The organism is Streptococcus mitis B6, assembly GCF_000027165.1.
Taxonomy (GTDB): Bacteria; Bacillota; Bacilli; order Lactobacillales; family Streptococcaceae; genus Streptococcus; species Streptococcus mitis_AR.
Genome location: NC_013853.1, coordinates 2063034 through 2087144, shown reverse-complemented (window position 1 = coordinate 2087144; position 24111 = coordinate 2063034). Strand labels below are relative to the sequence as shown.

The 24111-nt window shown below is 41.4% G+C and carries 20 protein-coding genes and 1 pseudogene; 16 read left to right on the top strand and 5 right to left on the bottom strand.

Going from position 1 to position 24111, the window contains the following annotated elements:
• Window positions 1–37 precede the first annotated feature (37 nt).
• The 9 genes from SMI_RS10240 (at window position 38) to adcA (ending at window position 8105) form a co-directional block, all read left to right on the top strand.
• The gene (locus tag SMI_RS10240) at window positions 38–169 is read left to right on the top strand and encodes a teichoic acid D-Ala incorporation-associated protein DltX (RefSeq protein WP_000813667.1); all 132 of its coding nucleotides are present in this window, start codon (window positions 38–40) and stop codon (window positions 167–169) included.
• Window positions 170–189: 20 nt separating this feature from the next.
• A complete protein-coding gene (gene dltA / locus SMI_RS10235; RefSeq protein WP_012972622.1) occupies window positions 190–1740 on the top strand; it encodes a D-alanine--poly(phosphoribitol) ligase subunit DltA in 1551 nt (516 codons plus the stop codon).
• Window positions 1737–2981, top strand: coding sequence for a D-alanyl-lipoteichoic acid biosynthesis protein DltB (dltB, locus tag SMI_RS10230; RefSeq protein ID WP_000969755.1), 1245 nt, complete (start codon window positions 1737–1739; stop codon window positions 2979–2981). Before dltA ends, dltB begins: the two co-directional genes overlap by 4 nt.
• 13 nt (window positions 2982–2994) lie before the next feature.
• Window positions 2995–3234 carry a D-alanine--poly(phosphoribitol) ligase subunit DltC gene (gene dltC, locus SMI_RS10225; RefSeq protein ID WP_000351967.1) on the top strand — a complete coding sequence of 80 codons (240 nt, stop codon included), beginning with the start codon at window positions 2995–2997 and terminating at the stop codon, window positions 3232–3234.
• Entirely contained in the window at window positions 3227–4495 is a 1269-nt protein-coding gene (gene dltD, locus SMI_RS10220) for a D-alanyl-lipoteichoic acid biosynthesis protein DltD (protein ID WP_000919851.1), read from the top strand. The genes dltC and dltD overlap by 8 nt, the downstream gene beginning before the upstream one ends.
• A 151-nt stretch (window positions 4496–4646) precedes the next feature.
• Entirely contained in the window at window positions 4647–5087 is a 441-nt protein-coding gene (gene adcR, locus SMI_RS10215; protein ID WP_001249308.1) for a zinc-dependent transcriptional regulator AdcR, read from the top strand.
• Window positions 5087–5791, top strand: coding sequence for a metal ABC transporter ATP-binding protein (locus SMI_RS10210; RefSeq protein WP_001269498.1), 705 nt, complete (start codon window positions 5087–5089; stop codon window positions 5789–5791). The genes adcR and SMI_RS10210 overlap by 1 nt, the downstream gene beginning before the upstream one ends.
• A complete protein-coding gene (locus tag SMI_RS10205; RefSeq protein WP_000950038.1) occupies window positions 5784–6590 on the top strand; it encodes a metal ABC transporter permease in 807 nt (268 codons plus the stop codon). The genes SMI_RS10210 and SMI_RS10205 overlap by 8 nt, the downstream gene beginning before the upstream one ends.
• A gap of 9 nt (window positions 6591–6599) precedes the next feature.
• On the top strand, window positions 6600–8105 hold the full coding sequence (gene adcA, locus SMI_RS10200; RefSeq protein ID WP_000724053.1) for a zinc ABC transporter substrate-binding lipoprotein AdcA: 1506 nt from the start codon (window positions 6600–6602) through the stop codon (window positions 8103–8105).
• A 558-nt stretch (window positions 8106–8663) separates the two neighbouring features.
• Here adcA and SMI_RS10195 read toward each other — a convergent pair.
• Complete coding sequence (locus SMI_RS10195) at window positions 8664–9593, bottom strand: 5'-nucleotidase, lipoprotein e(P4) family (protein WP_000844831.1); 930 nt, start codon at window positions 9591–9593, stop codon at window positions 8664–8666.
• Between the two features lie 246 nt (window positions 9594–9839).
• Here SMI_RS10195 and SMI_RS10190 point away from each other — a divergent pair, with 246 nt between their 5' ends.
• The 3 genes and pseudogenes from SMI_RS10190 (at window position 9840) to SMI_RS10175 (ending at window position 16382) form a co-directional block, all read left to right on the top strand.
• Window positions 9840–10724 (top strand): SPFH domain-containing protein, encoded by an 885-nt coding sequence (locus tag SMI_RS10190; RefSeq protein WP_004235732.1) that lies wholly within the window; start codon window positions 9840–9842, stop codon window positions 10722–10724.
• A gap of 183 nt (window positions 10725–10907) precedes the next feature.
• Window positions 10908–14698 (top strand): annotated as a pseudogene (locus SMI_RS11065) (sugar-binding domain-containing protein).
• A 1-nt stretch (window position 14699) separates the two neighbouring features.
• Complete coding sequence (locus SMI_RS10175) at window positions 14700–16382, top strand: alpha-L-fucosidase (RefSeq protein WP_000251209.1); 1683 nt, start codon at window positions 14700–14702, stop codon at window positions 16380–16382.
• Between the two features lie 45 nt (window positions 16383–16427).
• On the opposite strand, the gene SMI_RS10170 is transcribed toward SMI_RS10175, so the two are convergent.
• From SMI_RS10170 to SMI_RS10155, 4 genes are all read right to left on the bottom strand, one after another.
• Complete coding sequence (locus SMI_RS10170) at window positions 16428–18512, bottom strand: GH92 family glycosyl hydrolase (protein WP_000803428.1); 2085 nt, start codon at window positions 18510–18512, stop codon at window positions 16428–16430.
• A gap of 191 nt (window positions 18513–18703) precedes the next feature.
• Window positions 18704–19870: a site-specific integrase gene (locus SMI_RS10165; protein WP_000704662.1), complete on the bottom strand. Its 1167-nt coding sequence runs from the start codon at window positions 19868–19870 to the stop codon at window positions 18704–18706.
• A gap of 117 nt (window positions 19871–19987) precedes the next feature.
• Window positions 19988–21454, bottom strand: a complete 1467-nt coding sequence (locus tag SMI_RS10160) for an ATP-binding protein (RefSeq protein ID WP_000431494.1) — start codon at window positions 21452–21454, stop codon at window positions 19988–19990.
• A gap of 121 nt (window positions 21455–21575) precedes the next feature.
• On the bottom strand, window positions 21576–22001 hold the full coding sequence (locus tag SMI_RS10155) for a helix-turn-helix domain-containing protein (protein WP_001080846.1): 426 nt from the start codon (window positions 21999–22001) through the stop codon (window positions 21576–21578).
• 205 nt (window positions 22002–22206) lie between these two features.
• Between SMI_RS10155 and SMI_RS10150 the strand changes: the two genes are divergently transcribed.
• The 4 genes from SMI_RS10150 (at window position 22207) to SMI_RS10135 (ending at window position 24111) form a co-directional block, all read left to right on the top strand.
• A complete protein-coding gene (locus tag SMI_RS10150) occupies window positions 22207–22407 on the top strand; it encodes a helix-turn-helix transcriptional regulator (RefSeq protein ID WP_000040968.1) in 201 nt (66 codons plus the stop codon).
• Between the two features lie 14 nt (window positions 22408–22421).
• Window positions 22422–23048, top strand: coding sequence for a Rha family transcriptional regulator (locus SMI_RS10145; RefSeq protein WP_000424672.1), 627 nt, complete (start codon window positions 22422–22424; stop codon window positions 23046–23048).
• 434 nt (window positions 23049–23482) lie between these two features.
• Window positions 23483–23914, top strand: a complete 432-nt coding sequence (locus SMI_RS10140; protein WP_000382047.1) for a hypothetical protein — start codon at window positions 23483–23485, stop codon at window positions 23912–23914.
• Complete coding sequence (locus SMI_RS10135) at window positions 23911–24111, top strand: hypothetical protein (protein ID WP_000171240.1); 201 nt, start codon at window positions 23911–23913, stop codon at window positions 24109–24111. Before SMI_RS10140 ends, SMI_RS10135 begins: the two co-directional genes overlap by 4 nt.

Genomic DNA, 24111 nt, shown 5'->3' with positions numbered 1-24111 from the left:
ATTTAGCAAAAATTACAGAAATGAATGGTTTTTCTTGATGAAACAGAGAAAAGAATTGTACCTCTTTCTTGGTCGGACAGCCTTGTATTTTCTTATCTTTCTAGGGCTGCTTTACTTCTTTAGCTATCTTGGTCAGGGTCAAGGAAGCTTTATCTATAATGAATTTTAACTTGAAGGAGAATCCCTATTGTGTCAAATAAATCAATAGCAGATATGATTGAAACCATTGAGCATTTTGCTCAGACACAGCCTAGCTATCCTGTCTATAATGTTTTGGGTCAGGAACACACTTATGGCGATTTAAAGGCTGATTCGGATAGTTTGGCTGCAGTTATTGACCAGTTGAATTTGCCAGAGAAGTCTCCTGTGGTCGTTTTTGGTGGCCAAGAATATGAAATGTTGGCAACTTTTGTAGCCTTGACTAAGTCAGGTCATGCCTACATTCCAATTGATAGCCATTCGGCTTTGGAGCGAGTTTCAGCTATTTTAGAAGTGGCAGAGCCAAGCTTGATTATTGCCATTTCAGACTTTCCATTGGAGCAGGTTTCTACACCGATGATGACTCTAGCTCAGGTTCAAGAAGCCTTTGCTCAAGGGTCTAGATATGAGATCACGCATCCAGTCAAGGGCGATGATAACTACTACATTATCTTTACTTCTGGTACGACTGGTAAGCCAAAGGGAGTGCAGATTTCCCATGATAACCTCCTCAGCTTTACCAATTGGATGATTACGGACAAGGAATTTGCGACGCCAAGTCGTCCACAAATGCTGGCTCAGCCACCTTATTCTTTTGACCTGTCTGTCATGTACTGGGCTCCGACCTTGGCACTGGGTGGTACGCTTTTCGCTCTTCCTTCAGCCATCACTCAGGACTTTAAGCAACTCTTTGCGACCATCTTTTCATTGCCAATCGCTATCTGGACATCAACCCCTTCTTTTGCAGATATGGCCATGTTATCAGAAGACTTTAATAGTGAGAAAATGCCTGGAATCACGCATTTCTACTTTGATGGCGAAGAATTGACGGTTAAAACGGCTCAAAAACTGCGCGAGCGTTTCCCAAATGCCCGTATTATCAATGCCTACGGCCCAACAGAAGCGACAGTAGCCCTGTCAGCTGTTGCTGTGACAGACGAGATGTTGGCGACTCTCAAACGCCTACCAATCGGCTATACCAAGGCTGATTCTCCAACCTTTATCATTGACGAGGAAGGCAATAAATTGCCAAATGGTGAACAGGGAGAAATCATTGTGTCAGGACCAGCCGTTTCAAAAGGTTATATGAACAATCCTGAAAAAACAGCAGAAGCCTTCTTTGAATTTGAAGGACTGCCAGCCTATCACACAGGCGATGTGGGAACTATGACAGATGAAGGCTTGCTTCTCTACGGCGGACGCATGGACTTCCAGATTAAGTTCAACGGTTACCGCATTGAGTTAGAAGATGTCTCTCAAAACCTCAACAAGTCTCGCTTTATTGAGTCTGCTGTTGCTGTTCCACGTTATAACAAGGACCACAAGGTACAAAATCTACTGGCTTATGTCATCTTAAAAGACGGTGTTCGTGAGCAGTTTGAGCGAGATATCGATATTACCAAGGCTATCAAGGAAGATTTAATAGATATCATGATGTCCTACATGATGCCGTCTAAATTCCTTTATCGAGACAGTTTGCCACTGACTCCAAATGGAAAAATTGACATCAAAGGATTGATTAACGAGGTGAATAAGAGATGATGGAGTTCTTTCAACAGCTTCCTCATTTAGAGCCATATGGGAATCCTCAGTATTTTGTCTATGTGATTGCTGCAACCTTGCCCATCTTTATCGGTCTCTTTTTCAAGAAACGCTTTGCCTGGTACGAGGTATTGGTTAGTCTCTTCTTTATCGTTACCATGCTGGTAGGTGGGAAGACCAATCAATTAGCTGCCTTGGGTATTTATCTGTGCTGGGAAATATTGCTCGTACTCTTCTACAAGCATTATCGAAAAAGTAAGGATGGCAAGTGGGTCTTCTACCTAGTTAGTTTTCTGTCCCTCCTTCCGATTATCTTTGTCAAGGTGCAGCCGGCTATCAATGGAACGCAGTCTTTGCTTGGGTTTTTGGGAATTTCTTACCTGACCTTTCGTTCGGTTGGGATTATCATCGAGCTGAGAGATGGAGTGATTAAGGATTTTACCCTCTGGGAATTCCTCCGTTTTCTTCTCTTCATGCCGACTTTTTCAAGTGGCCCAATCGATCGCTTTAAGCGATTTAATGAAAATTATCAGACCATTCCTGAGCGGGATGAGTTGATGGATATGTTGGATGAATCTGTTCGCTATATTATGTGGGGATTTTTATACAAGTTTATCCTAGCTCATGTTTTAGGAGAAACCTTACTCCCTCCTCTGAAGAATCTAGCCTTGCAGTCAGGTGGCTTCTTTAACCACTATGCCTTGGCAGTCATGTATACCTTTGGTCTGGAGCTCTTTTTTGACTTTGCAGGGTACTCTATGTTTGCCTTAGCCATTTCAAATTTGATGGGAATTCGTAGCCCTATCAACTTTAACAAACCTTTTTTATCAAGAGATTTAAAGGAATTTTGGAATCGCTGGCATATGAGTCTGTCCTTCTGGTTCCGTGACTTTGTCTTTATGCGAATGGTGATGGTATTGACCAGAAAGAAGGTCTTTAAAAATCGCAATGTAACCTCAAGTGTGGCCTACATTGTAAATATGCTGATTATGGGATTTTGGCATGGTGTGACCTGGTACTACATCGCCTATGGACTCTTTCATGGGATTGGAATGGTCATCAATGACGCTTGGATTCGTAAGAAAAAAACACTCAATAAGGAACGGAAAAAAGCAGGGAAGCCTGCTCTACCTGAGAATCGCTGGATTCAGTTGCTTGGCATGGTTATCACCTTCCATGTCGTCATGCTGTCATTCTTGATCTTTTCTGGATTTTTGAATGATTTATGGTTTAAAAAATAAAAGGAGATAAAATATGGATATCAAATCAGAAGTTATCGAAATTATTGATGAGTTGTTTATGGAAGATGTTTCTGACATGATGGATGAAGATCTTTTTGATGCAGGTGTCTTGGATAGTATGGGAACGGTTGAGTTGATTGTGGAGATTGAAAACCGTTTTGACATTCGTGTCCCTGTAACAGAGTTTGGTCGTGATGACTGGAATACAGCTAATAAAATCATAGCTGGCATTGTGGAGCTACAAAATGCTTAAACGCTTATGGATGATCTTCGGGCCGGTCTTGATAGCTGGTTTGTTGGTTTGTCTGCTTATCTTTTTCTATCCTGCTGAGATGAATCATGATCTGGGAGCTGAGAAGCGTTCGGCGGTGGCTACTACTATCGATAGTTTTAAGGAGCGAAGTCAAAAGGTCAGAGCCCTATCTGATCCAAATATGCGTTTTGTTCCCTTCTTTGGCTCCAGTGAATGGCTTCGTTTTGACGGTGCTCATCCTGCGGTATTGGCTGAGAAATACAACCGCTCTTATCGCCCCTATCTTTTAGGACAGAGGGGAGCTGCCTCGCTCAATCAGTATTTTGGGATGCAACAGATGCTGCCACAACTGGAGAATAAACAAGTTGTATATGTTATCTCGCCCCAGTGGTTTAGTAAAAATGGCTATGAGCCAGCAGCTTTTCAGCAGTATTTTAATGGAGACCAGTTGACCAGTTTTCTGGAACATCAATCTGGAGATCAGGCTAGTCAATATGCAGCGACTCGCTTACTGCAGCAGTTCCCAAACGTGGCTATGAAGGACCTGGTTCAGAAGTTGGCAAGTAAAGAAGAATTGTCGTCTGCAGACAATGAAATGATTGAATTATTGGCTCGGTTTAATGAACGCCAAGCTTCCTTTTTTGGTCAGTTTTTAGTTAGAGGCTATGTCAATTATGATAAGCATGTAGCTAAGTATTTAAAGACCTTGCCAGATCAGTTTTCTTATCAAGCTATAGAAGATGTTGTCAAAGCAGATGCAGAAAAGAATACTTCTAATAATGATCTGGGAATAGAGAATTATTTCTATAATACGCAGATTAAGAAGGATTTGAAGAAATTAAAGGATTCTCAGAAAAACTTTACCTACCTCAAATCACCAGAGTACAATGACTTGCAGTTGGTGTTAACCCAGTTTTCTAAATCCAAGGTAAACCCGATTTTTATCATTCCACCTGTTAATAAAAAATGGATGGACTATGCTGGTTTACGAGAAGATATGTACCAACAAACGGTGCAGAAGATTCGCTACCAGTTAGAAAGTCAAGGGTTTACCAATATAGCAGATTTTTCTAAGGACGGTGGGGAAGCTTTCTTTATGAAAGATACCATTCACCTTGGCTGGTTAGGTTGGTTGGCATTTGATAAGGCCGTTGATCCTTTCCTATCCAATCCCATCCCAGCTCCGACTTACCATCTGAATGAGCGTTTTTTCAGTAAAGACTGGGCGACTTACGATGGAGATGTCAAAGAATTTCAATAGATAATAGTATAGAAGAGTTCAAGAATGAAACTAGTTTTCACGTTTTTTCTTGACTCTTTTTTTGGTTGTGATATAATTAACCAGTAAATAATTCTTCAAAGAATAGTATTTTCTCTTAAAAAAGAGAAGTCCAAAAGGAAAGGAGTCAGATATGAGACAGCTAGCGAAGGATATCGATGCTTTTTTGAATGAGGTGATTTTGCAGGCAGAAAATCAGCATGAAATCCTAATAGGTCATTGTACTAGCGAGGTGGCTCTGACCAATACTCAGGAGCACATTCTCATGCTCTTGTCAGAGGAATCTTTAACAAATTCAGAGTTGGCTCGTCGACTCAATGTCAGTCAGGCAGCAGTTACCAAGGCCATTAAGTCTTTGGTTAAGGAAGGGATGTTGGAAACATCTAAAGATCCTAAGGATGCGCGTGTGATTTTTTATCAGTTGACTGATTTGGCTCGTCCAATCGCTGAGGAGCACCATCATCACCATGAGCATACACTTTTAACCTATGAACAAGTGGCGACTCAGTTTACTCCAAATGAACAAAAAGTGATCCAGCGGTTTTTGACTGCTTTAGTAGGAGAAATCAAATAATGAGATATATTACGGTAGAGGATTTATCTTTCTATTATGATAAGGAGCCCGTTCTTGAACATATCAATTATAGTGTTGATAGTGGGGAATTTGTTACCTTGACAGGGGAGAATGGGGCAGCTAAGACGACACTGATCAAGGCCAGTCTTGGAATCCTTCAGCCACGCATTGGAAAGGTGACCATTTCAACGACAAATACGCAGGGTAAGAAATTGAGAATGGCCTATCTTCCCCAGCAGATTGCTAGTTTTAATGCAGGTTTTCCAAGTACGGTGTATGAATTTGTCAAGTCGGGTCGCTATCCGCGAAAAGGCTGGTTCCGTCGCTTGAATGCTCATGATGAGGAGCATATCAAGGCTAGTCTGGACTCAGTTGGCATGTGGGAACACCGAGACAAACGCTTGGGTTCTCTATCTGGAGGACAAAAGCAGCGAGCGGTGATTTCGCGCATGTTTGCTTCGGATCCAGATGTGTTTATCCTAGATGAGCCGACAACGGGGATGGATGCAGGAAGTAAAAATGAATTTTACGAACTCATGCACCACAGCGCCCATCATCATGGTAAGGCTGTTTTGATGATTACCCATGACCCTGAAGAAGTTAAGGACTATGCGGACCGCAATATTCATCTAGTCCGTAACCAAGACTCTCCATGGCGTTGTTTCAACGTTCATGAGAATGATCAGGAGGTGGGCCATGCTTAGTTTGTTATCTTATGACTTTATGCAGCGTGCCTTTCTGGCTGTTATTGCCATGAGTCTTTTCTCTCCAGTATTGGGAACCTTCCTCATCTTGCGTCGTCAGAGTTTGATGAGTGATACCCTCAGCCACGTCTCGCTTTCAGGTGTAGCCTTTGGTCTGGTTCTGGGGATTTCTCCGACAGTTTCTACGATTGCCATTGTCTTGATTGCGGCGGTCTTTCTGGAGTACCTCCGTACGGTTTACAAGAGCTTTATGGAAATCGGGACAGCAATCCTCATGTCAACGGGTCTGGCTGTTTCTCTGATTGTCATGAGCAAGGGGAAAAGTTCTAGTTCTATGAGCTTGGACCAGTACCTTTTTGGTTCGATTGTGACTATTAGTGAGGAGCAGGTCATTTCCCTCTTCGTCATTGCGGCGGTTGTTTTGATTTTGACCTTCCTCTTCCTTCGTCCAATGTATATCTTGACCTTTGATGAGGATACGGCCTTTGTGGATGGCTTGCCAGTTCGTACCATGTCCATTCTTTTTAACATGGTGACGGGGGTGGCCATTGCCCTTATGATTCCTGCAGCAGGAGCTCTTCTGGTATCGACCATTATGGTCTTGCCAGCTAGTATTGCCCTGCGTCTGGGGAAAAACTTTAAATCGGTTATGCTGCTTGCCAGTGCGATTGGATTTTTGGGAATGGTAGCAGGACTTTACATTTCCTACTACGCAGAAACACCTGCAAGTGCAAGTATTACCATTATTTTTGTAACTGTCTTTTTACTGATCAGTTTAGTAAGACGTTTTATCAAATAGGAGATGAACATGAAAAAAATTAGCTTATTGCTCGCCAGTCTATGTGCCTTGTTTTTAGTGGCTTGTTCCAATCAAAAGCAGGCAGATGGTAAACTAAATATTGTGACAACCTTTTACCCTGTCTATGAATTTACCAAGCAAGTCGCAGGAGATACTGCTAATGTAGAACTCCTCATCGGTGCTGGTACAGAACCCCATGAATATGAACCGTCTGCCAAGGCGGTTGCCAAAATCCAAGACGCAGATACCTTCGTTTATGAAAATGAAAACATGGAAACATGGGTCCCTAAATTGCTAGATACCTTGGATAAGAAAAAGGTGAAAACCATCAAGGCGACAGGCGATATGTTGCTCTTACCAGGTGGTGAGGAAGAAGAGGGAGACCATGACCATGGAGAAGAAGGCCATCACCATGAGTTCGATCCCCATGTTTGGTTATCACCAGTTCGTGCCATTAAACTAGTAGAGCATATCCGTGATAGCTTATCAGCAGATTATCCTGATAAAAAAGAGACCTTTGAGAAGAATGCTGCTGCCTATATCGAAAAATTGCAAGCCTTGGATAAGGCTTATGCAGAAGGCTTGTCTCAAGCCAAACAAAAGAGCTTCGTAACGCAACACGCAGCCTTTAACTATCTTGCTTTGGACTATGGACTCAAGCAGGTCGCAATCTCAGGTCTCTCTCCAGATGCAGAGCCATCAGCTGCTCGTCTGGCAGAATTGACAGAGTATGTCAAGAAAAATAAAATTGCCTATATCTACTTTGAAGAAAATGCTTCACAAGCTCTTGCTAACACACTTTCAAAAGAGGCAGGTGTCAAAACTGATGTTCTCAATCCTTTAGAAAGTCTGACAGAAGAAGATACCAAGGCTGGAGAAAATTACATCTCTATCATGGAGAAAAACCTCAAGGCTCTGAAACAAACAACGGACCAAGAAGGCCCAGCAATCGAGCCTGAAAAAGCAGAGGATACGAAGACAGTTCAAAATGGTTACTTTGAGGATGCAGATGTCAAGGACCGCACCTTGAGTGACTATGCAGGTAACTGGCAATCAGTTTATCCTTTCCTTGAAGATGGCACGTTTGACCAAGTCTTTGACTACAAGGCTAAGTTGACTGGTAAGATGACCCAGGCTGAGTACAAGGCCTACTATACAAAAGGCTATCAGACAGATGTCACTAAGATCAACATTACTGATAATACTATGGAATTTGTTCAAGGTGGACAAAGCAAGAAATATACTTACAAGTATGTTGGTAAGAAAATCTTGACTTACAAGAAAGGCAATCGTGGCGTGCGCTTCCTCTTTGAAGCCACAGATGCAGACGCTGGACAGTTCAAGTACGTTCAGTTTAGTGACCATAATATCGCTCCAGTTAAGGCAGAACATTTCCATATCTTCTTTGGAGGCACAAGCCAAGAAGCCCTCTTTGAAGAAATGGATAACTGGCCAACCTACTACCCAGATAACCTATCTGGCCAAGAAATCGCTCAAGAAATGTTGGTGCATTGATGAGAAACCGACTAGTTCATAGGAGCTAGTCGGTTTTTGGATACTAGATAGCTAGCTTCATTATAGACTTTTCAGAACTTTAAACAATAAATAAAACTCTTGAAATATCTGGGCTTATATGTTAGAATGATTTTAATAGATAAGGTTCATTAGAACACCAAAGCCCCTAACTATGGCCGTAGTTAAGGGCTTTTTTTACGTATCTTAGCGATTTAACGGGTGTTTATAGGCTAGTCAGTCGGTCTACTCCTTACTATCTAGCCATCTGCAGACGAAATACAAGATAATTCCTGCTATGACATCCGCTATAATAGTAAGAGCGAGCTTTGGGGCAAGGTTCATTAGTTTCACCTCCTCTCACTAACCGTAAGGAAGGTAATCGGTAACCGATGACAAAAATAGTATATCACATTAAATTTAGATCATCAACCTCACCTAATGCTTGAAATACAGGGGATAGGCAAAAAGTCTTTAAAATCAAAAAACGTATAGTATCAGATGTATAAAAGACTTGATGTTATATCAATCATAAAAGTGGATAGGAAAGTTTTCTGATTATCAGAATTCCTTCCTAGCCACTTTTTGGAGATTGTAAGTTAGCCTTAGTTTATATAGAATCAGCTTATTTGTTTTATTTATCAAACCTTGCAAGGCTTTTTGGCGTTCTTCTACTTGACCTTTAGCATCTAGTTTATTACCAGCGTATACAGCTGATTCCCATGATCCGTACATTGGATTTGGGAAGATGATGAATTTTTCACCGAATTCTTTTTGCAATTCTTCAAGTTGTTTATCACGGTCAGATTCAGAAGTCTTAGAAAAATCTGCAAAGTCTACGAGGTTATCACCAAATAATAAGACAAGGTTTGTTTTTTCTTGAACTTTTTGGCGACGACCTTCTTTGGATTTTACACCGCTTTCTAAGAACATGAGATGATCACGTCCTTGAACAGGAATTCCTTCACTTTCAAGATTTTTAATGGTAGCATCTACTTGATTAGCTGAGCGGTCAGAAATATAGTAGATTTGGACACCGTTTTGATCAGCAAACTGAAGAAAATCTTTGGCACCTGGGACAGCTTTTGCTGAAGCTTTTTGAACCCAAACATCCCAATTTTCGGGTGTGAATGCTGTACCGTCTTTGACATTTTGTACTTGATAAGGGCTATTATCTAGGACAGTTTCATCCAAGTCTAAAACGATAGAGTAAGGTTTGTCTGATTCTGTTTTGAGCAATTCCTTTAGGTGATTTGTTGCAACGTTATAACCCTGTATGTATAAAGCTTTGGTTTCAGCTGATTTTTGATACCAAAGGGTTGACATAGTGTTTTCTCTCGACCGTAGTTGGTCATATGTCATTGTAATCTGATTATCAGATGAGCTATTATTGCTTGTCTGTGTTTCTGTAGACTTTGTTGTACAACTAGCCAATAAGACGACAGAAGCAAGTGTAGAAAGGATTGTAACAGTAGTTTTTGCTGTTTTCATGAAATATCTCCTATTTATTCATTTCAATAAATAGTATATCACGAGGGAAAAGTTAAGGCAAGCTATTCCCTGAATATGGATGAAGATAATGTAATAAAAAAAAACGATTATTAACTTGAAATGTAGTTTCACCTCTAATTATTGACATTTCAGGAAAAATCGCAGTAAAAACTGCACAGCCTTCTTTAAATGTGCTATAATACAGGAAAAATAATGATGGAGGTCACGATAATGGCAACATTTTTGATGATTTTTGTGGTGGTTTGTGTGCTCCTATTAGTGATAGTCACACTGAGTACAGTTTATGTGGTTCGTCAGCAGTCGGTGGCGATTATTGAACGCTTTGGGAAATACCAAAAGGTTGCCAATAGCGGTATTCATATTCGCTTACCTTTTGGGATTGACTCGATTGCAGCGCGGATTCAGTTGCGCTTGTTGCAAAGCGATATTGTGGTTGAGACTAAGACCAAGGACAATGTGTTCGTTATGATGAATGTGGCGACCCAGTATCGTGTCAATGAGCAGAGCGTGACAGATGCCTACTATAAACTCATGCGTCCTGAATCTCAAATTAAATCTTATATCGAAGATGCCCTTCGCTCTTCTGTTCCCAAATTAACCTTGGATGAATTGTTTGAGAAAAAAGATGAGATTGCCCTTGAAGTTCAACACCAAGTAGCAGAAGAAATGACTACTTACGGTTATATTATTGTGAAAACCTTGATTACTAAGGTCGAACCAGATGCAGAAGTCAAGCAATCCATGAATGAAATCAATGCGGCGCAACGCAAACGGGTCGCAGCGCAAGAATTGGCGGAAGCTGACAAGATTAAAATCGTCACTGCAGCTGAAGCTGAAGCAGAAAAAGACCGCCTCCATGGTGTGGGGATTGCCCAACAACGTAAGGCGATTGTGGATGGATTGGCAGAGTCTATCACAGAACTTAAGGAAGCCAATGTTGGTATGACAGAAGAACAAATCATGTCTATCCTCTTGACCAACCAGTATTTGGATACCTTGAATACCTTTGCCTCTAAAGGAAATCAAACCATCTTTTTACCAAATACGCCAAATGGTGTGGATGATATCCGCACACAAATCTTGTCAGCCCTTCGCGCTGAGAAGAAATAATAGACTAAAGAGCCTGGAGTCAGGCTCTTTTTGTATTACCCTTGTAGCTTTGAGGACTAAATCCTCCTCCACAAATTATAGAATCTTTTCTGAGTATTTAGGGAATGATGGAGGAAGTCTTGAAGGCGCTTTTGTTTTGTGCTATAGTCAAGTCAATAGACTTGTTTAACGAGGAATGCTTGCATGAGAAGAGAAGAAGTTTTACGAAATTACTGGTTTTTTAGCCAGGAGGTGGGGAAAGAAGAGGCCTTGGCATCGGATTTTCAGAGGGAAAATTGGCAGGCGATTCAAGTGCCACACGACTGGAGTATTTACAATGATTTTGACCAGTATTCGCCAGCGCAAAATGAGGGTGGTCAGTTAAATGGGGGTCAGGCCTGGTACCGGACGCAGTTTTACTTGGAAGAAGATGTCAGTCTTGTATCGGTGCGTTTGCTCTTTGATGGAGTTTACATGAATACCCAAATCTATATCAACGGACAAGTGCTGGGTTATTATCCCAATGGCTACACACCCTTTTCTTATGATATTACGCCTTATCTAAGAAATGATGGGACGGCCAACCAGCTTGCGGTTTTTGTGGAAAATCAGCAACCTAGCAGTCGTTGGTACTCTGGTAGCGGTATTTACCGAGAAGTGAAATTGTTGATTACGGATTCGGTACATCTGGATTTGTATGGGAGTAAGATAAAAAGTCCCAAGCTCAAGGAGCAAAGAGATGGATGGGTGGAAACTCAGCTTACAAGTAAGGTTTCAAATGATGGTCCTCAGTCTGTGTCAGTATATTTGGAACAGAGTATCTGGTATGAAGGGCAGCAACTGTCAGACTGGCAGGCGACAGACTCTGTAGTGATTGAGTCTGGGGAAAAACATCATTTCAAACAAGCCATATCAATTTTTCAACCCTTGCTTTGGGATATTGACCATCCTCATCTCTATCAGTTGAAGACTCGCATCTACAAAAATGGCATTTTGGTTGATGAAGGAGAGGAGAGCTTTGGTTACCGCTATATGGATTGGCAAGCGGATAAGGGTTTCTTTCTAAATGGTCGCTGGTTGAAGATTCATGGGGTTTGTCTGCACCATGACTACGGAGCGCTGGGAGCTGTGGAAAACAGGTCAGCTGCTGAGAGACGATTGCGCCAGATGAAGGAAATGGGTGTCAATGCAATCCGAATCACCCATAATCCAGCCAGTGGTATTCTGCTGGATGTGGCTGCTAAAATGGGGCTACTTATTCAAGAAGAAGCCTTTGATACCTGGTATGGAGGCAAGAAAGAATATGATTATGGTCGCTTTTTTGAGGAAGAAGCGACTCATCCAGAAGCGAAAGCAGGCGATTTCTGGTCAGATTATGATTTGCGTACTATGATTGAGCGTGGTAAGAACAATCCAGCGATTTTTATGTGGTCCTTGGGAAATGAAGTCAGCGAAGCAAATGGCGATGCTCATTCATTGAAGACGATCAAACGCTTGCTAGAAAGGGTCAAGGAGGTTGATGATAGTCGTTTTGTGACCATTGGAATGGATCAGTTCCGCTTTGGAGATGGTTCTGGAGGTCATGAAAAGATTGCTGATTTGCTGGATGTGGTGGGCTTAAATTACTCGGAAGATAATATTGACGCGATTCGTAAAAGACATCCCAAGTGGCGACTTTACGGATCTGAAACCTCATCGGCTACACGGACGCGTGATAGCTATTTTCGCCCAGATAAGGAATGGGTTGGGGATAATCGTCGCGTGCGGAATTTTGAACAGTCAGACTATGGCAATGATCGAGTTCCTTGGGGGAAGACAGCGACGGCTTCTTGGATAGCAGATAGAAATCGGCTAGACTATGCAGGTCAATTTATCTGGACAGGAGTGGACTATATCGGTGAGCCGACTCCTTGGCACAATCAAAATGACACGCCTGTAAAGAGTTCCTATTTTGGGATTGTGGACACAGCAGGGATTCCTAAAAATGACTATTATCTCTATCAAAGTCAGTGGGTGGACCTAGATCAGCATCCCATGGTTCATATCCTGCCCCACTGGAATTGGGAAATCCACAAGAGTTATCAACAAGTTGTGGATAAGTATGGGGATATCCCTGTTAGAGTGTATTCAAATGCCCGTTCTGTAGAGCTATTTCTCAATGGAAAATCCCAAGGTAGGAAGACCTTTCAGGAAAAATGGACTTCAGGCGGTAGAAAATACCAAGAGGGACAAAGTTCTGACCAACTCTATCTCGAATGGTGTTTGGCTTATCAACCGGGAGAATTGCGTGCTGTGGCCTATGACTGTCAAGGTCAGCTTGTGGCAGAAGATAGGGTGGTGACTGCAGGTAAGCCAGCCAAAATCGGGTTACATGCCGAGAAAACAAAACTGGAGCCAGATGGGCAAGACCTCCTCTATCTCTATTTTGATGTATTGGATAAATCAGGAAACTGGGTGCCGAGCGCTTCCAATCAGCTTCATTTTAAAATTGAAGGCCCTGCTCACATTGTGGGTGTGGATAATGGAAGGCAGGCCAGTCGTGAACGTTACAAGGCTCAGAAAAATGGTCGGTTTCAGAGGAAAGCCTTTCATGGCAGAGGTGTCCTCTTAGTTCAGAGCTTGGAGCAGGCAGGTCTAGTGTCAGAGTACAAGCTAGTGCTAGAGGGCTAGAACCAGCAAGTTTTGATCTCTTAGTGGGAGAGGCTTTTGGTTGCCAGCCAGTGAAAAATCAGCGCTTATTTGAGATTCGAGTGGACAAGCAGGCTGGATTACAAGAAGGAGATTCCCCAGCTATTGGACTTTATCCACAAACTGTGGATAACTCTGTGAACAAGGTGGGGAATAGTGAAGTGATTTGGGAGACGAGTGGTGGTGCCCACGCCATTATCAATCAGGGAGTGCTTCACTGCTTGTCTGCAGGGGACTTGGCTATCCGAGCCATGTATCAAGGTAAGACCTATCAAACTCACTTGCAGGTCGCAGAAAATACCTCACTAGGGAAGGCAGTTTCTGTACGACCACTTCGCTTGTATACAGCTAAGGGAACTTATCCACAGCTGCCATCTTCAGTTTTGGTGGACTATGAGTCCGGTAGTGCAAAACGAGTCAAGGTTGTTTGGGAGGCAATATCCGAAGAAGATATAGCAAGCTTTCATACATTTACGGTATCTGGTCAGCTAGAGGGGTTGGATTTAAAGGCTTCTGCTCAGGTTTGTGTCCAAGGGATTTGCGCTATTGAGCCTGAAAAGGTTTGGACGCTTGTCAAGGAAGCCCCACACTTACCAGACCGAGTCAAGTTAGTCTTATCAGATGGCAGACGAGATAAGACCAAGGTGATTTGGACTGAACTTGATTCTCAAATCTATGCTCAGGTAGGAGAAAGTGTGCTCACAGGACAAGTAGCGGGCTGTGAGTTGCCAGCCACAGTCACCATTCATGTGACAGATATCAGTGTAGATGGGGAAGTTATTTCCAATCAGTGGACAGGGTCTAATCTGCCTCTGGTCTTTGCTTCTCACTCAGAGCCAAATCACCCAGCCTCTTACCTCAATGACAAGGTCATTGTTCGGAAAAAATCGACAGCCAATACTTGGATTACCAAGTCAGAACAAGCCAGCGTGGGCATTCTTTTTGGAGATGCAGGGATTTTAAAACCGCGATTTGTGGATAACGTGACCTTGTATTATGTTGAGAATCAAGAATATGTGGCTGTTGATCCGACCTTTATTGATTATTACATAGGGAATGAGCCTAGCTTACCTCGGACTCCAAATCATTTGGATAAGGATTCCCTGCTCAAGCAAGAGGAGAATTGGCGCCCTGTATCAGCTATCCGAAAAGTTTCAAGCGACAAGTCTGAAGAGCTTCGTTTTGAATTTGACAAGGTGGAAACCTATGCCCTTCGTCTTCGATTTGAAAACTTGGTAAATCTACTAGCGTTAACAGAATTGCAAGTACATGCCAAAAAAGTAAAGAAAAATGTAGATAGGAAGTAGTATGGTAAGAGAAATAAAACCGCATGGCCCCTTGCCTAGTCAGGCCCAGCTAGCGTATTTAGAGGATGAACTAGCAGCCTTTATTCATTTTGGTCCCAATACCTTTTATGATCAGGAATGGGGGACAGGTCAGGAGGATTCTGAACGCTTTAACCCGACAAGGTTAGATGCGCGTGAGTGGGTTCGCGTGCTCAAGGAAATGGGCTTTAAAAAGTTGATTTTGGTGGTCAAGCACCACGACGGCTTTGTCCTCTATCCGACGGCTTATACGGATTATTCGGTCAAGGCCAGTCCTTGGAGGAATGGAGAGGGGGACTTGCTTCTTGAAGTATCCCAAGCTGCTACAGAGTTTGATATGGATATGGGGGTCTACCTATCGCCGTGGGATGCCCATAGTCCACTCTATCATGTGGATCAAGAAGCAGACTATAATGCCTATTATCTGGCTCAGCTGAAGGAGATTTTATCAAATCCTGCCTATGGAAATGGAGGGAAATTTGCTGAGGTCTGGATGGATGGTGCCAGAGGAGAGGGTGCTCAAAAGGTCAATTATGAATTTGAAAAATGGTTTGAAACCATTCGTGACCTGCAGGGAGATTGCTTGATTTTTTCAACAGAAGGCACTAGTATCCGCTGGATTGGCAATGAACGAGGGTATGCAGGTGATCCCCTATGGCAAAAGGTGAATCCTGACAAGCTAGGAACAGAAGCAGCGCTGGATTATCTTCAGCATGGAGATTCTTCAGGCACTATTTTTTCAATCGGTGAGGCAGATGTCTCTATTCGGCCGGGCTGGTTTTACCATGAAGAGCAGGATCCTAAGTCTCTTGAGGAGTTGGTCGAAATCTATTTTCACTCAGTGGGGAGAGGAACCCCGCTCCTACTTAATATTCCGCCGAATCAAGATGGTCTCTTTGATGAGAAGGATATCAAACGCCTCTATGAATTTGCGACCTATCGCAATGAACTCTATAAAGAAGATTTGGCTCTGGGAGCCAAGGTATATGGTCCAGCTCTTTCCGCAGACTTTGCTTGTCACCATCTGACAGATGGCCTTGAAAGCAGCTCTTGGGCAAGCGATGCAGACTTGCCCATCCAGTTAGAACTCGACTTAGGATTTCCTAAAACTTTTGATGTCATTGAGTTAAGAGAAGATTTGAAGCTAGGGCAACGAATCGCTGCTTTTCATGTGCAAGTAGAGGTGGATGGCGTCTGGCAAGAATTTGGTACAGGCTTTACAGTTGGTCATAAGCGTCTCCTGCGAGGTCCGCTAGTAGAGGCACAGAAGGTGCGCGTGATGATTACAGAGTCACAGGATTTACCTGTATTGACCAAGATTTCACTCTATAAAACTCCTAGCTTATCACAAAAAGAAGTTGTTCAGGGACTAGCATTTGCAGAAAAAAGCCTATCTGTGGCAAAAGGAGAGACTCTTCATTTTAGGATTGAACGTAGCGAAAGTAATACTCCTTTGGAGGCTAAGATTTCGATTCAACCGGGGACAGGTGTCCATGGTATCGCCTATCAGGATGAGATTCAAGTCCTTCAATTCCAAGCAGGGGAAAGCAAAAAAGATTTGTGTCTACCAACTCTGCACTTTGCTGCTGACAAGACCTTGGATTTCTATCTGAATCTGACTGTTGATGGACAACTGGTTGATCAACTTCAAGTACAAGTTTCATAAAATAAAAGAGCCTTTGCACGATACAAAGGTTCTTTTGTCTACTAGCTAGTGACTTGGTAACCAGCTGAGGGTGAAGGTTAGTTGCTCAGCTTTTAAGAGGTCTTGGTGTTGAATACTAGTTATAGAGGTATTATCTAGTCTACATTCTTTTACAAAGTTAAAATGGCTGTGGTTTTGTTTAGTATGGATATCCAACCATTTATCTTCTTTGGCCAGATAAACTCGGAGGTGGTCAAAGAGAGGGATTCCGAGGTCATAGCTTGGTTTTCCTGGACAGGTCGGATAAAAACCGAGAGCTGACCAGATGTACCAGGCTGAGAGACTGCCATTGTCTTCATCGCCAGGATAGGCTTCCCAACTTGGGTGAAAGGCCTTCTGACGGAGAGTCTTGATGAGAAGGGCAGTGTAGTCAGGGTAGTTGCTGTAATGGAAGAGATAAGGAATGTGGAAACTCGGCTGGTTGGAAATGGCTATTTGTCCAAAAGGAGCAGTAGCCATCTCGCTCATTTCGTGAATCTCGTAACCATAGCCTGTCGTCTCAAAGAGGGGGGCCTCCTGACAAGTCTTCAAAAGATAGTTGCTAAAGGCTTCTTTTCCACCCATAAGCTGGATTAAGTCTGGGATGTCGTGTAGGACGCCTAAAGTTGCTTGGATGGCAGAGCATTCGGCATAGTCGCGTCCCCAACTATAAGGAGAGAAGTCAGGCCGGAAGTTGCCTTGACTATCACGCGCTCGCATGTAACCTGTCTCAGCGTCAAATAGATGGCGGTAATTTTGTGATGCGGCCTTGTAGGTTTCAGCGATTTCTATTTTCCCTAGTTTTTCAGCACAGCTAGAGATACAAAAGTCACTATAGGCATAGTCTAGGGTGTGGCTGACGCTTTCGTGGTGGTCGGTAGAGAGGTAGCCTAGTTCTTGGTATTGGGCTAATCCGTGACGAGCATTGATGCCGAGAGGGTCGGACTTGCAGGCTGTTTCAAGCATGGCTTGGAGGAGTTCTTCTTCTAGGTCGGGGGCCATGTCCTTGCAGGCGCTATCTGCGATAATGCCATCTAGCAGGGTACCTGGCATCATGCCACGTTCATCTGGAGCCAGCCATTTTGGAAGGAAACCAGTATCGCGGTAGTTATTGAGAAATCCTTCTAAAAAGCGGTGATAGTGTTCTGGTATGATAAGAGCAAAGAGGGGGAAGGTGGTGCGGAAGGTATCCCAGAAACCATTGTTGCTGAAGAGGACACCAGGCTTGACAGTTCCAGTAGCCAAATCTATGTGGATGGCTTGTCCTGATTCATCAACCTCATAAAAAGTCTGAGGAAAGAGGAAGAGTCTGTAGAGACAGTGATCAAAGAAGGTCCGGTCAGCCTCTCCTGTCTTTATAACATCAAAACGATGGAGGAGATTTTCCCAGTCCGCTTGTGCATTCGATTTACAGCTATCAAAATCTTCTTGAGGTAGATTAAGCAGTGCTTGAGAAGGAGAGATGAAAGAAGTCGCTAGCTGAATTTCAGCATGACTATCTGCCAGGTCGATTCGCCAGTCTTCGCCTTCTTGGCTGATAGCAATAATATCCGTATTCATTTGCAGGGTAGTGAACAGTATCAGTGGATTTTTGTTGGTCTCAGTTTTTCCTTCTTGTCGCAGGGCAAGATTTCTCTTATCTACTTGCTCTATTGTCAGTTCATCTGCCGCGTGAAGATAGAGGGAGAGGGCTTTGCCTTGCTTTTGTTCCAAACGAATAGAAGCACCGTAGCGAGTCGGTGTGAGCTGGCTTTCAATCTGATAGCGCAGGGAGAAAATTTTCAGATAATGAGGTTGGAAAGAGGCCTTATCTATGTCATAGGAAGATTGGCGGTGAAAGAGGCTGTCTCCACCTAGTTGGCCTGTGATAGGTGTCAGAAGGAGCCAAGAGTAGTCGCCAATCCAAGGGCTGGGCTGGTGGGTTAATCGAATCCCTTGAAATATAGGCAGATGTGGGTCGAAAAACCAAGATCCCTCCTGGTCGCTGGTCTGGGGGACAAAGTAATTCATCCCAAAAGGCACGCCTGTGTATGGAAGGGTATTTCCCCGAGAAAAGGCATGCTTGCTGGCAGTTCCAAATCGGGTATCGATGGTTTCAAGTAGTGGTTTCATAGTCTTTCCTTTAGCTGTTTTTCTACATTATATCAGAAAAATAGGGACTTTAGATATGGGGTTCAAAAGAAAGCAATTTTGTAGAAAAATGAACCTGTTTCAAAATAAATCTAACAAAAACCTTGTTGCTATTGGCTTTTTGCTTTGTCTTGAATTGTTAATTTTTGAATTTGCTCCCCTTTTTGCTCCCCCTATAGTGCTTTTAGTGCAGTTTCGTAGAATGATACTGCTTTTTTTGCGTTCTCTTTTGAGAGGTGGCTATATGTGTCCATGGTCATGCTGATTTGAGAGTGACCTAGACGGTGCTGGAGTTCCTTGTAAGGTATTCCAGAGTTAAGCAGTAAACTAGCGTGAGTATGACGGAAACCATGAAAACCTATATTCGGAACATCAGCGCGTTTAAAATGTGTTAGTAATCTTTTTTTAAGTTTTACAATGCTAGTATATTCATGAATGAAGTCAGAAAATACTACACTTTCACGTTGCCCTATCTTCCAAGCCTCTTTAGTTTGGCGTAGTTTGTACTGCTTCAGCATGCTAACAGTCTCTTGATCTATATCTATATCCCGATAACTAGACTTAGATTTTGGGCTATTGATTTCTAAATACTGATTTAGTGTCTTGGTGACATGCACGATAGCATTATCTAAATCTATATCAGACCAAGAAAGGGCTAGAGCCTCATTGATACGGCAACCAGTTGCCAGTAGGAACTTATAGAGCGTTACATCATAGTAATAACGATATTTACAACTATCTAAATTATCAAGATAAACAAGAAACTTTTTTAACTCTTGATTATCAAAGTGCTTTAGCTTTTGTCGCTTTGCTTTCTGAGTGTTACGAGGTAAAACCACATCACGCGCAGGATTGGACGGTATTGCTTGCATGGTTACGCCATACTGTAAGATACGTTTGTTTAAAGCGTGTATCATATCATAGTGTAGAAAAGCGCCCTCTTCCCCTCTATTAGCCTTATCAGCAAGTTTATTGATAATTGACTGAATAAGTGGAGTAGTGAGCTTATCGAGCTTATACTCCCCGAAAGTAGGCAATATGTGATTATCTATTAGCGCTCTAACGTTTCCTTGAGTGTTTGGCTTAACTGTATTCTTATAGCTTTCCCACCAGAGAGTTGCCAATTCTTGATAGTTTCTTATGGTAATAGCCTTTTGTCTGGTAGATCCTGCTTTTTGAAAAGCTATTTTTTCTTGATTGGCTTTCTGCTTAACTTCCTTTTGTGTCCGACCTGTTACTTTGGTTTTTACTTTCTTTCCTGTTACCTGGTCAACTCCTAGATATACATTAGCACGATAGACTTTACTACCGTCTTTTTTTATAACTTCAGTTATTTTCATGATTTAAACCTTTCTAAAATACATCAGCAGGCAAGCCATTATCAAAAAGGTTTTATATCATGCTAGGGCTTCACAGATTTCACCTATTTTAATTGGTTTTCGGGAGCTTGGCTAAGATTATTCATTGTAACCAATGCCCCAGTAAGGGATATATTGCATATTCTTTTTACCAGCATTTTCATCATAGATTTTTATTTTATTATTTTCTAATGCAAGAGAAATGAGTTTAGAGGCAACGGATGATTGTTTATTTGTCAATCCAAATCTTTCTCTAAGTGTGCTATTTGTCATATAATCATCTTCGATGTAAAGTATGGCGGAATGATAATAAATAGCATTTATTTTTTCTCTGTTACCCATTTCTTGGATTGTTCGTCGTTGATGTAAAGTAACGACAGTATAATTATCTTTTGCAGTGATATCGGGAGCAGGTAAGTGATTTAATTCAAGGGTCAGTATAATCTTGTCTATACCGCTACCACGCGATTCTACTAGATGCATCTTTCGAAATAGATTAGCTAAATCTTCATTTCGAGAGTATGGAGGCATGTCAAGCAATCGTTCTGGACGATTAAGAGGGGAACCAGGATTGGTAAATACTACTCTATTATCAAAGATTTCAATTATTGGTGAGCTCCCTTTTACAGAAAAATCCTGATGCACTATTTGATTTGCAACAATCTCACGTATAACAAGAGGGGGATAATCCGTATCAGAGGTTATTTGTCCGTTTTCTTTTAATGTCTCAGGTTTTCTAGGTAAATGACTATTGATAAATTTTAGCAAACCATCAAAACCAACAGCAACTCCTTTACTAGCTGTATTATCGGCTACTGCACTGAGTTTATTATTACCATCATATCTGATTACTCTTAAAGCATGCGATGATAGATTTTCAAAGTTTTTAAGATTTTTTGCGAAAGTAAATGCCCCCATATTGGTCAAATTAAAACTTTTCCCAGAAGGTTCTACAATACCATCGTTTATCATATGGGTAATAATTTCTTCGTCAGTTGAACCGACAAAATGGCCTAACATTTTCAAATAAGAATTAACATCAAGTAATTCTTTGATTTCATCAAATGTACATGCAGTTTTTGCATATTCTTTTTCAAATGATCGTGCCTCAAAGGATTTCCATAACTCTCTTTCTTTTTCAGGATAATCCTTTAAATTTTTCAAAGATGAACCGCTTCTGATATATCGATCCCCTTTAAAAGCAACAGGTCTACCAGCATTCATATGGATAACTAGAACGACAACATGATTTTGATCAATATCATATTCTTCAAACCGAATTGTAATACGAGGGTCGAGCATTCTTTCTAGCCAAGTAATAAATGGTTCTCCACCATGTTTTTCAGTTTTTGGGTAGAACTTCGTGCCAAAAATCTCTTTTGAATCGTCGTCAATCCCCCAAATTAGGTACGAAAATTGTCGATTTAAAATTGCTGATGAATTGGCCAAAGCTGATATATATTTACCTATACGTTCATGATCATTATTATTTACTTTATATTCAATAATTTCATCTTCATTTTTAGTTAATAACTTTAATAATTTTTCTGAATCTCTATTTTCCATAATTTTTATTTTCCAAGTAAATTCCAAGTAGGCTAAAAACGTTGTTAAATCAACTATTTTTTATTTTCTAAGTAAATTCCACGCGCTTCAGGATTGTTTAACATTGTGGCGCGTGGGTATGCTATAGGTCGTATTTTTCCTTTTTAGGTAATTCATTGACAATTTGACAAATAGCTTTTAAATTATCGTATGACAAAAAGTCTAAATTATATATGATTTCGTTTTTTAGTACAGGAATATCAGACATTTCGCTTAAGGCTATCTTTATTCTTGAACTATAATTATCTGATAAAAGGTCATCTTCAGTCATTTCTAAGTATTCTTCTGCATCTTTTAAAATGTTTTCAAGAGTTTTTGCTTCTTCATACCCCAACAGATACCCAACGCTTACCCCGAAGAAGTCAGCTAGTTGCTGGGCCTTTTCTGGTTTAATTTGGCTTTCTCCGTTTTCCCAATTTTGAAGAGTCCGATAATGAACCCCAATATTTTCAGCTAACTCTTTTTGAGATAGCTTTTTTTCTTGTCTCAATTCTTTCAATCTATTCATGTTTTATCACACCTTTCACAGATGATTATATACTATATCTTAGAAAAAGTACATTTTTTTTGTGCAAAAATTAAAAAAACAGTTGATAACAGAAAAAATATTGTGTATCATACAATTAAAGCACAGAAAAAATGTGTGAAACCCTCCAACCTTTCACACTTTCAATCTATTCATGGAGGGGGATTTTTTAGAAAGGGGGAAACCTATGAGCAAACTACGAGGCTATCGAGTTATGCTTGGACTAACTCAGCAACAAATGGCGGATAAGCTAAAAATTTCTTTGCAGTCGTACAACAACAAAGAATTAGGTAAAACGCCATTCAATGACAAAGAACGTCTAGCGATTAAGTCAATGGTTGCAGAAATCAGATCAGATATAACCATAGATGAACTATTTTATAGCTAGAAAGGAGCGAACCAATGGAATTAGTCTACATGGACGGTAAGAAAGAGCCGTATACACTGAGCAGTATTGTGGCAGAATGCACGGGATTGCAACATCACACAATAACCAAGACGATCCGCAGACATCAAGCAAGGTTTGAACAGTTCGGAAAGGTTGGATTTAAAATCCAAGCTATGGAGAGTGGCCAGAATACCAAGGACTATATTTTGAATGAGCAACAAGCGACCTTGTTAGTTACATTCTTAAAGAACACCGAGCAAGTGGCCAACTTCAAAACCAACCTAGTCAAAGCATTCTTTGAAATGCGTGATGAACTTTCTAAGTTCCGTATGCAGAGGGCGCTAGAAAAGCCAAAAAGAAAAACCTTGCATGACAGTATTGAGAACTGGGAGGCAAAACCCAAGCACGCGCATAGCACCATGAACAACCTGCTACTGAAGGCAGTAACCGACAGGAACGCTAAGCAGTTAAGGGAAGAACGTGGGGGCTATAATGGCATCGATAGCTTGACCAGTGACGAGCTGGAGCAGTACCAGGCATTTGAGGACATGGTAATAGCTATGATTGGCTTGAATATGAGTTATCAGGAAATCAAGGCTATGGCATTCAGAAATAAAAAAACACGCCAAAGAAGCGCGTGATTGCAACAAAAAAGGCTTAGCAATAACCACACCGCAGAGCCTTTCACACTAACACTAAAACGAATTTAACAAAGCAGGCAAGCTATTATCAAAGAGGTTTTAGTAAAGATTTATACCTAGATTATAGCATATTTAGGGCAATTTGACCATACGGAGAGCGCCAACTCTTTAAACTGGTACTTTCTCACGCTTTCAATTTGGCGAGTCTGAGCGTGAGGATATCGTCTATAAGAAACAACTCAAAAAGCCCGCGCTCAGAAATTTGGCGACCGAGAGCATGAGGCTGTAGGCAAGAAAAACTGTATAAGAAACAACCATTAAAAATCCCCACACTCAAATTTTGGTCGAGGAGAGTGTGAGGATATCCTGGATAGTAAAAGGCATTAAAAAGCCCTTAGGGCAATTACACAACATAGAAACAGAGGTAAAAAAATATGGATACATACTTTAAAGATTTTGAAACAGAGTTAGGACTTGTAGAAGAAAAGCTAGATATTTTATCAGAGTGGCATTTATCAAAGAAACACCACGGAGCAACCGAGATTGCTGAAGATTGTAGATCAGCAATTAGTCAGTTATGGATTCAATTTTATAAACTATCGGAAACTTATAAAAAGCAAGAGGCAAGTCATGAGGAGTTTTTTAATAGGAATGTTGAGAACCTGCTTGGGGAATTAAAAAAATATGACGACGACTGTACAGAAAGGCATGGTGAAGCTCCTGACTGGTTGCTATTCAATTTCTTAGATCAAGCAATAAAAGAAAACAATCTAAGTAATGGGATCAATCATACAACTACTTCAACCTGGATGTACTTACGTCGTTTAGTAGTTGCTGATTTAGAAGAAAGAGGGCTATTAAAATGACACTAGACCTAGACAACATGACACAAGCAGAGTTTGATGAAGTAATGGCAGAAATTAAGTCAAGAAATCCAAACCTATTCCAGTTTATCGCTGATTTTTTAGATAGAAAGGTAACACCCGAAGAGGTGGACGACTTCCTGAAGATGGAGCGAACTGAACAAGTGGACTATATCAAGAATTACCAAGCGAGGGCATAA

Excerpts from the sequence above, each read along its gene's own strand:
- adcA (WP_000724053.1), top strand. The coding sequence starts at position 6,600 with ATGAAAAAAATTAGCTTATTGCTCGCCAGTCTATGTGCCTTGTTTTTA.
- SMI_RS10240 (WP_000813667.1), top strand. The coding sequence starts at position 38 with ATGAAACAGAGAAAAGAATTGTACCTCTTTCTTGGTCGGACAGCCTTG.
- SMI_RS10170 (WP_000803428.1), bottom strand. The coding sequence starts at position 18,512 with ATGAAACCACTACTTGAAACCATCGATACCCGATTTGGAACTGCCAGC.
- dltB (WP_000969755.1), top strand. The coding sequence starts at position 1,737 with ATGATGGAGTTCTTTCAACAGCTTCCTCATTTAGAGCCATATGGGAAT.
- SMI_RS10140 (WP_000382047.1), top strand. The coding sequence starts at position 23,483 with ATGGATACATACTTTAAAGATTTTGAAACAGAGTTAGGACTTGTAGAA.
- SMI_RS10135 (WP_000171240.1), top strand. The coding sequence starts at position 23,911 with ATGACACTAGACCTAGACAACATGACACAAGCAGAGTTTGATGAAGTA.
- SMI_RS10150 (WP_000040968.1), top strand. The coding sequence starts at position 22,207 with ATGAGCAAACTACGAGGCTATCGAGTTATGCTTGGACTAACTCAGCAA.
- SMI_RS10175 (WP_000251209.1), top strand. The coding sequence starts at position 14,700 with ATGGTAAGAGAAATAAAACCGCATGGCCCCTTGCCTAGTCAGGCCCAG.
- SMI_RS10190 (WP_004235732.1), top strand. The coding sequence starts at position 9,840 with ATGATTTTTGTGGTGGTTTGTGTGCTCCTATTAGTGATAGTCACACTG.
- SMI_RS10195 (WP_000844831.1), bottom strand. The coding sequence starts at position 9,593 with ATGAAAACAGCAAAAACTACTGTTACAATCCTTTCTACACTTGCTTCT.
- SMI_RS10210 (WP_001269498.1), top strand. The coding sequence starts at position 5,087 with ATGAGATATATTACGGTAGAGGATTTATCTTTCTATTATGATAAGGAG.
- dltD (WP_000919851.1), top strand. The coding sequence starts at position 3,227 with ATGCTTAAACGCTTATGGATGATCTTCGGGCCGGTCTTGATAGCTGGT.
- SMI_RS10160 (WP_000431494.1), bottom strand. The coding sequence starts at position 21,454 with ATGGAAAATAGAGATTCAGAAAAATTATTAAAGTTATTAACTAAAAAT.
- adcR (WP_001249308.1), top strand. The coding sequence starts at position 4,647 with ATGAGACAGCTAGCGAAGGATATCGATGCTTTTTTGAATGAGGTGATT.
- SMI_RS10155 (WP_001080846.1), bottom strand. The coding sequence starts at position 22,001 with ATGAATAGATTGAAAGAATTGAGACAAGAAAAAAAGCTATCTCAAAAA.
- SMI_RS10145 (WP_000424672.1), top strand. The coding sequence starts at position 22,422 with ATGGAATTAGTCTACATGGACGGTAAGAAAGAGCCGTATACACTGAGC.
- SMI_RS10205 (WP_000950038.1), top strand. The coding sequence starts at position 5,784 with ATGCTTAGTTTGTTATCTTATGACTTTATGCAGCGTGCCTTTCTGGCT.
- SMI_RS10165 (WP_000704662.1), bottom strand. The coding sequence starts at position 19,870 with ATGAAAATAACTGAAGTTATAAAAAAAGACGGTAGTAAAGTCTATCGT.
- dltC (WP_000351967.1), top strand. The coding sequence starts at position 2,995 with ATGGATATCAAATCAGAAGTTATCGAAATTATTGATGAGTTGTTTATG.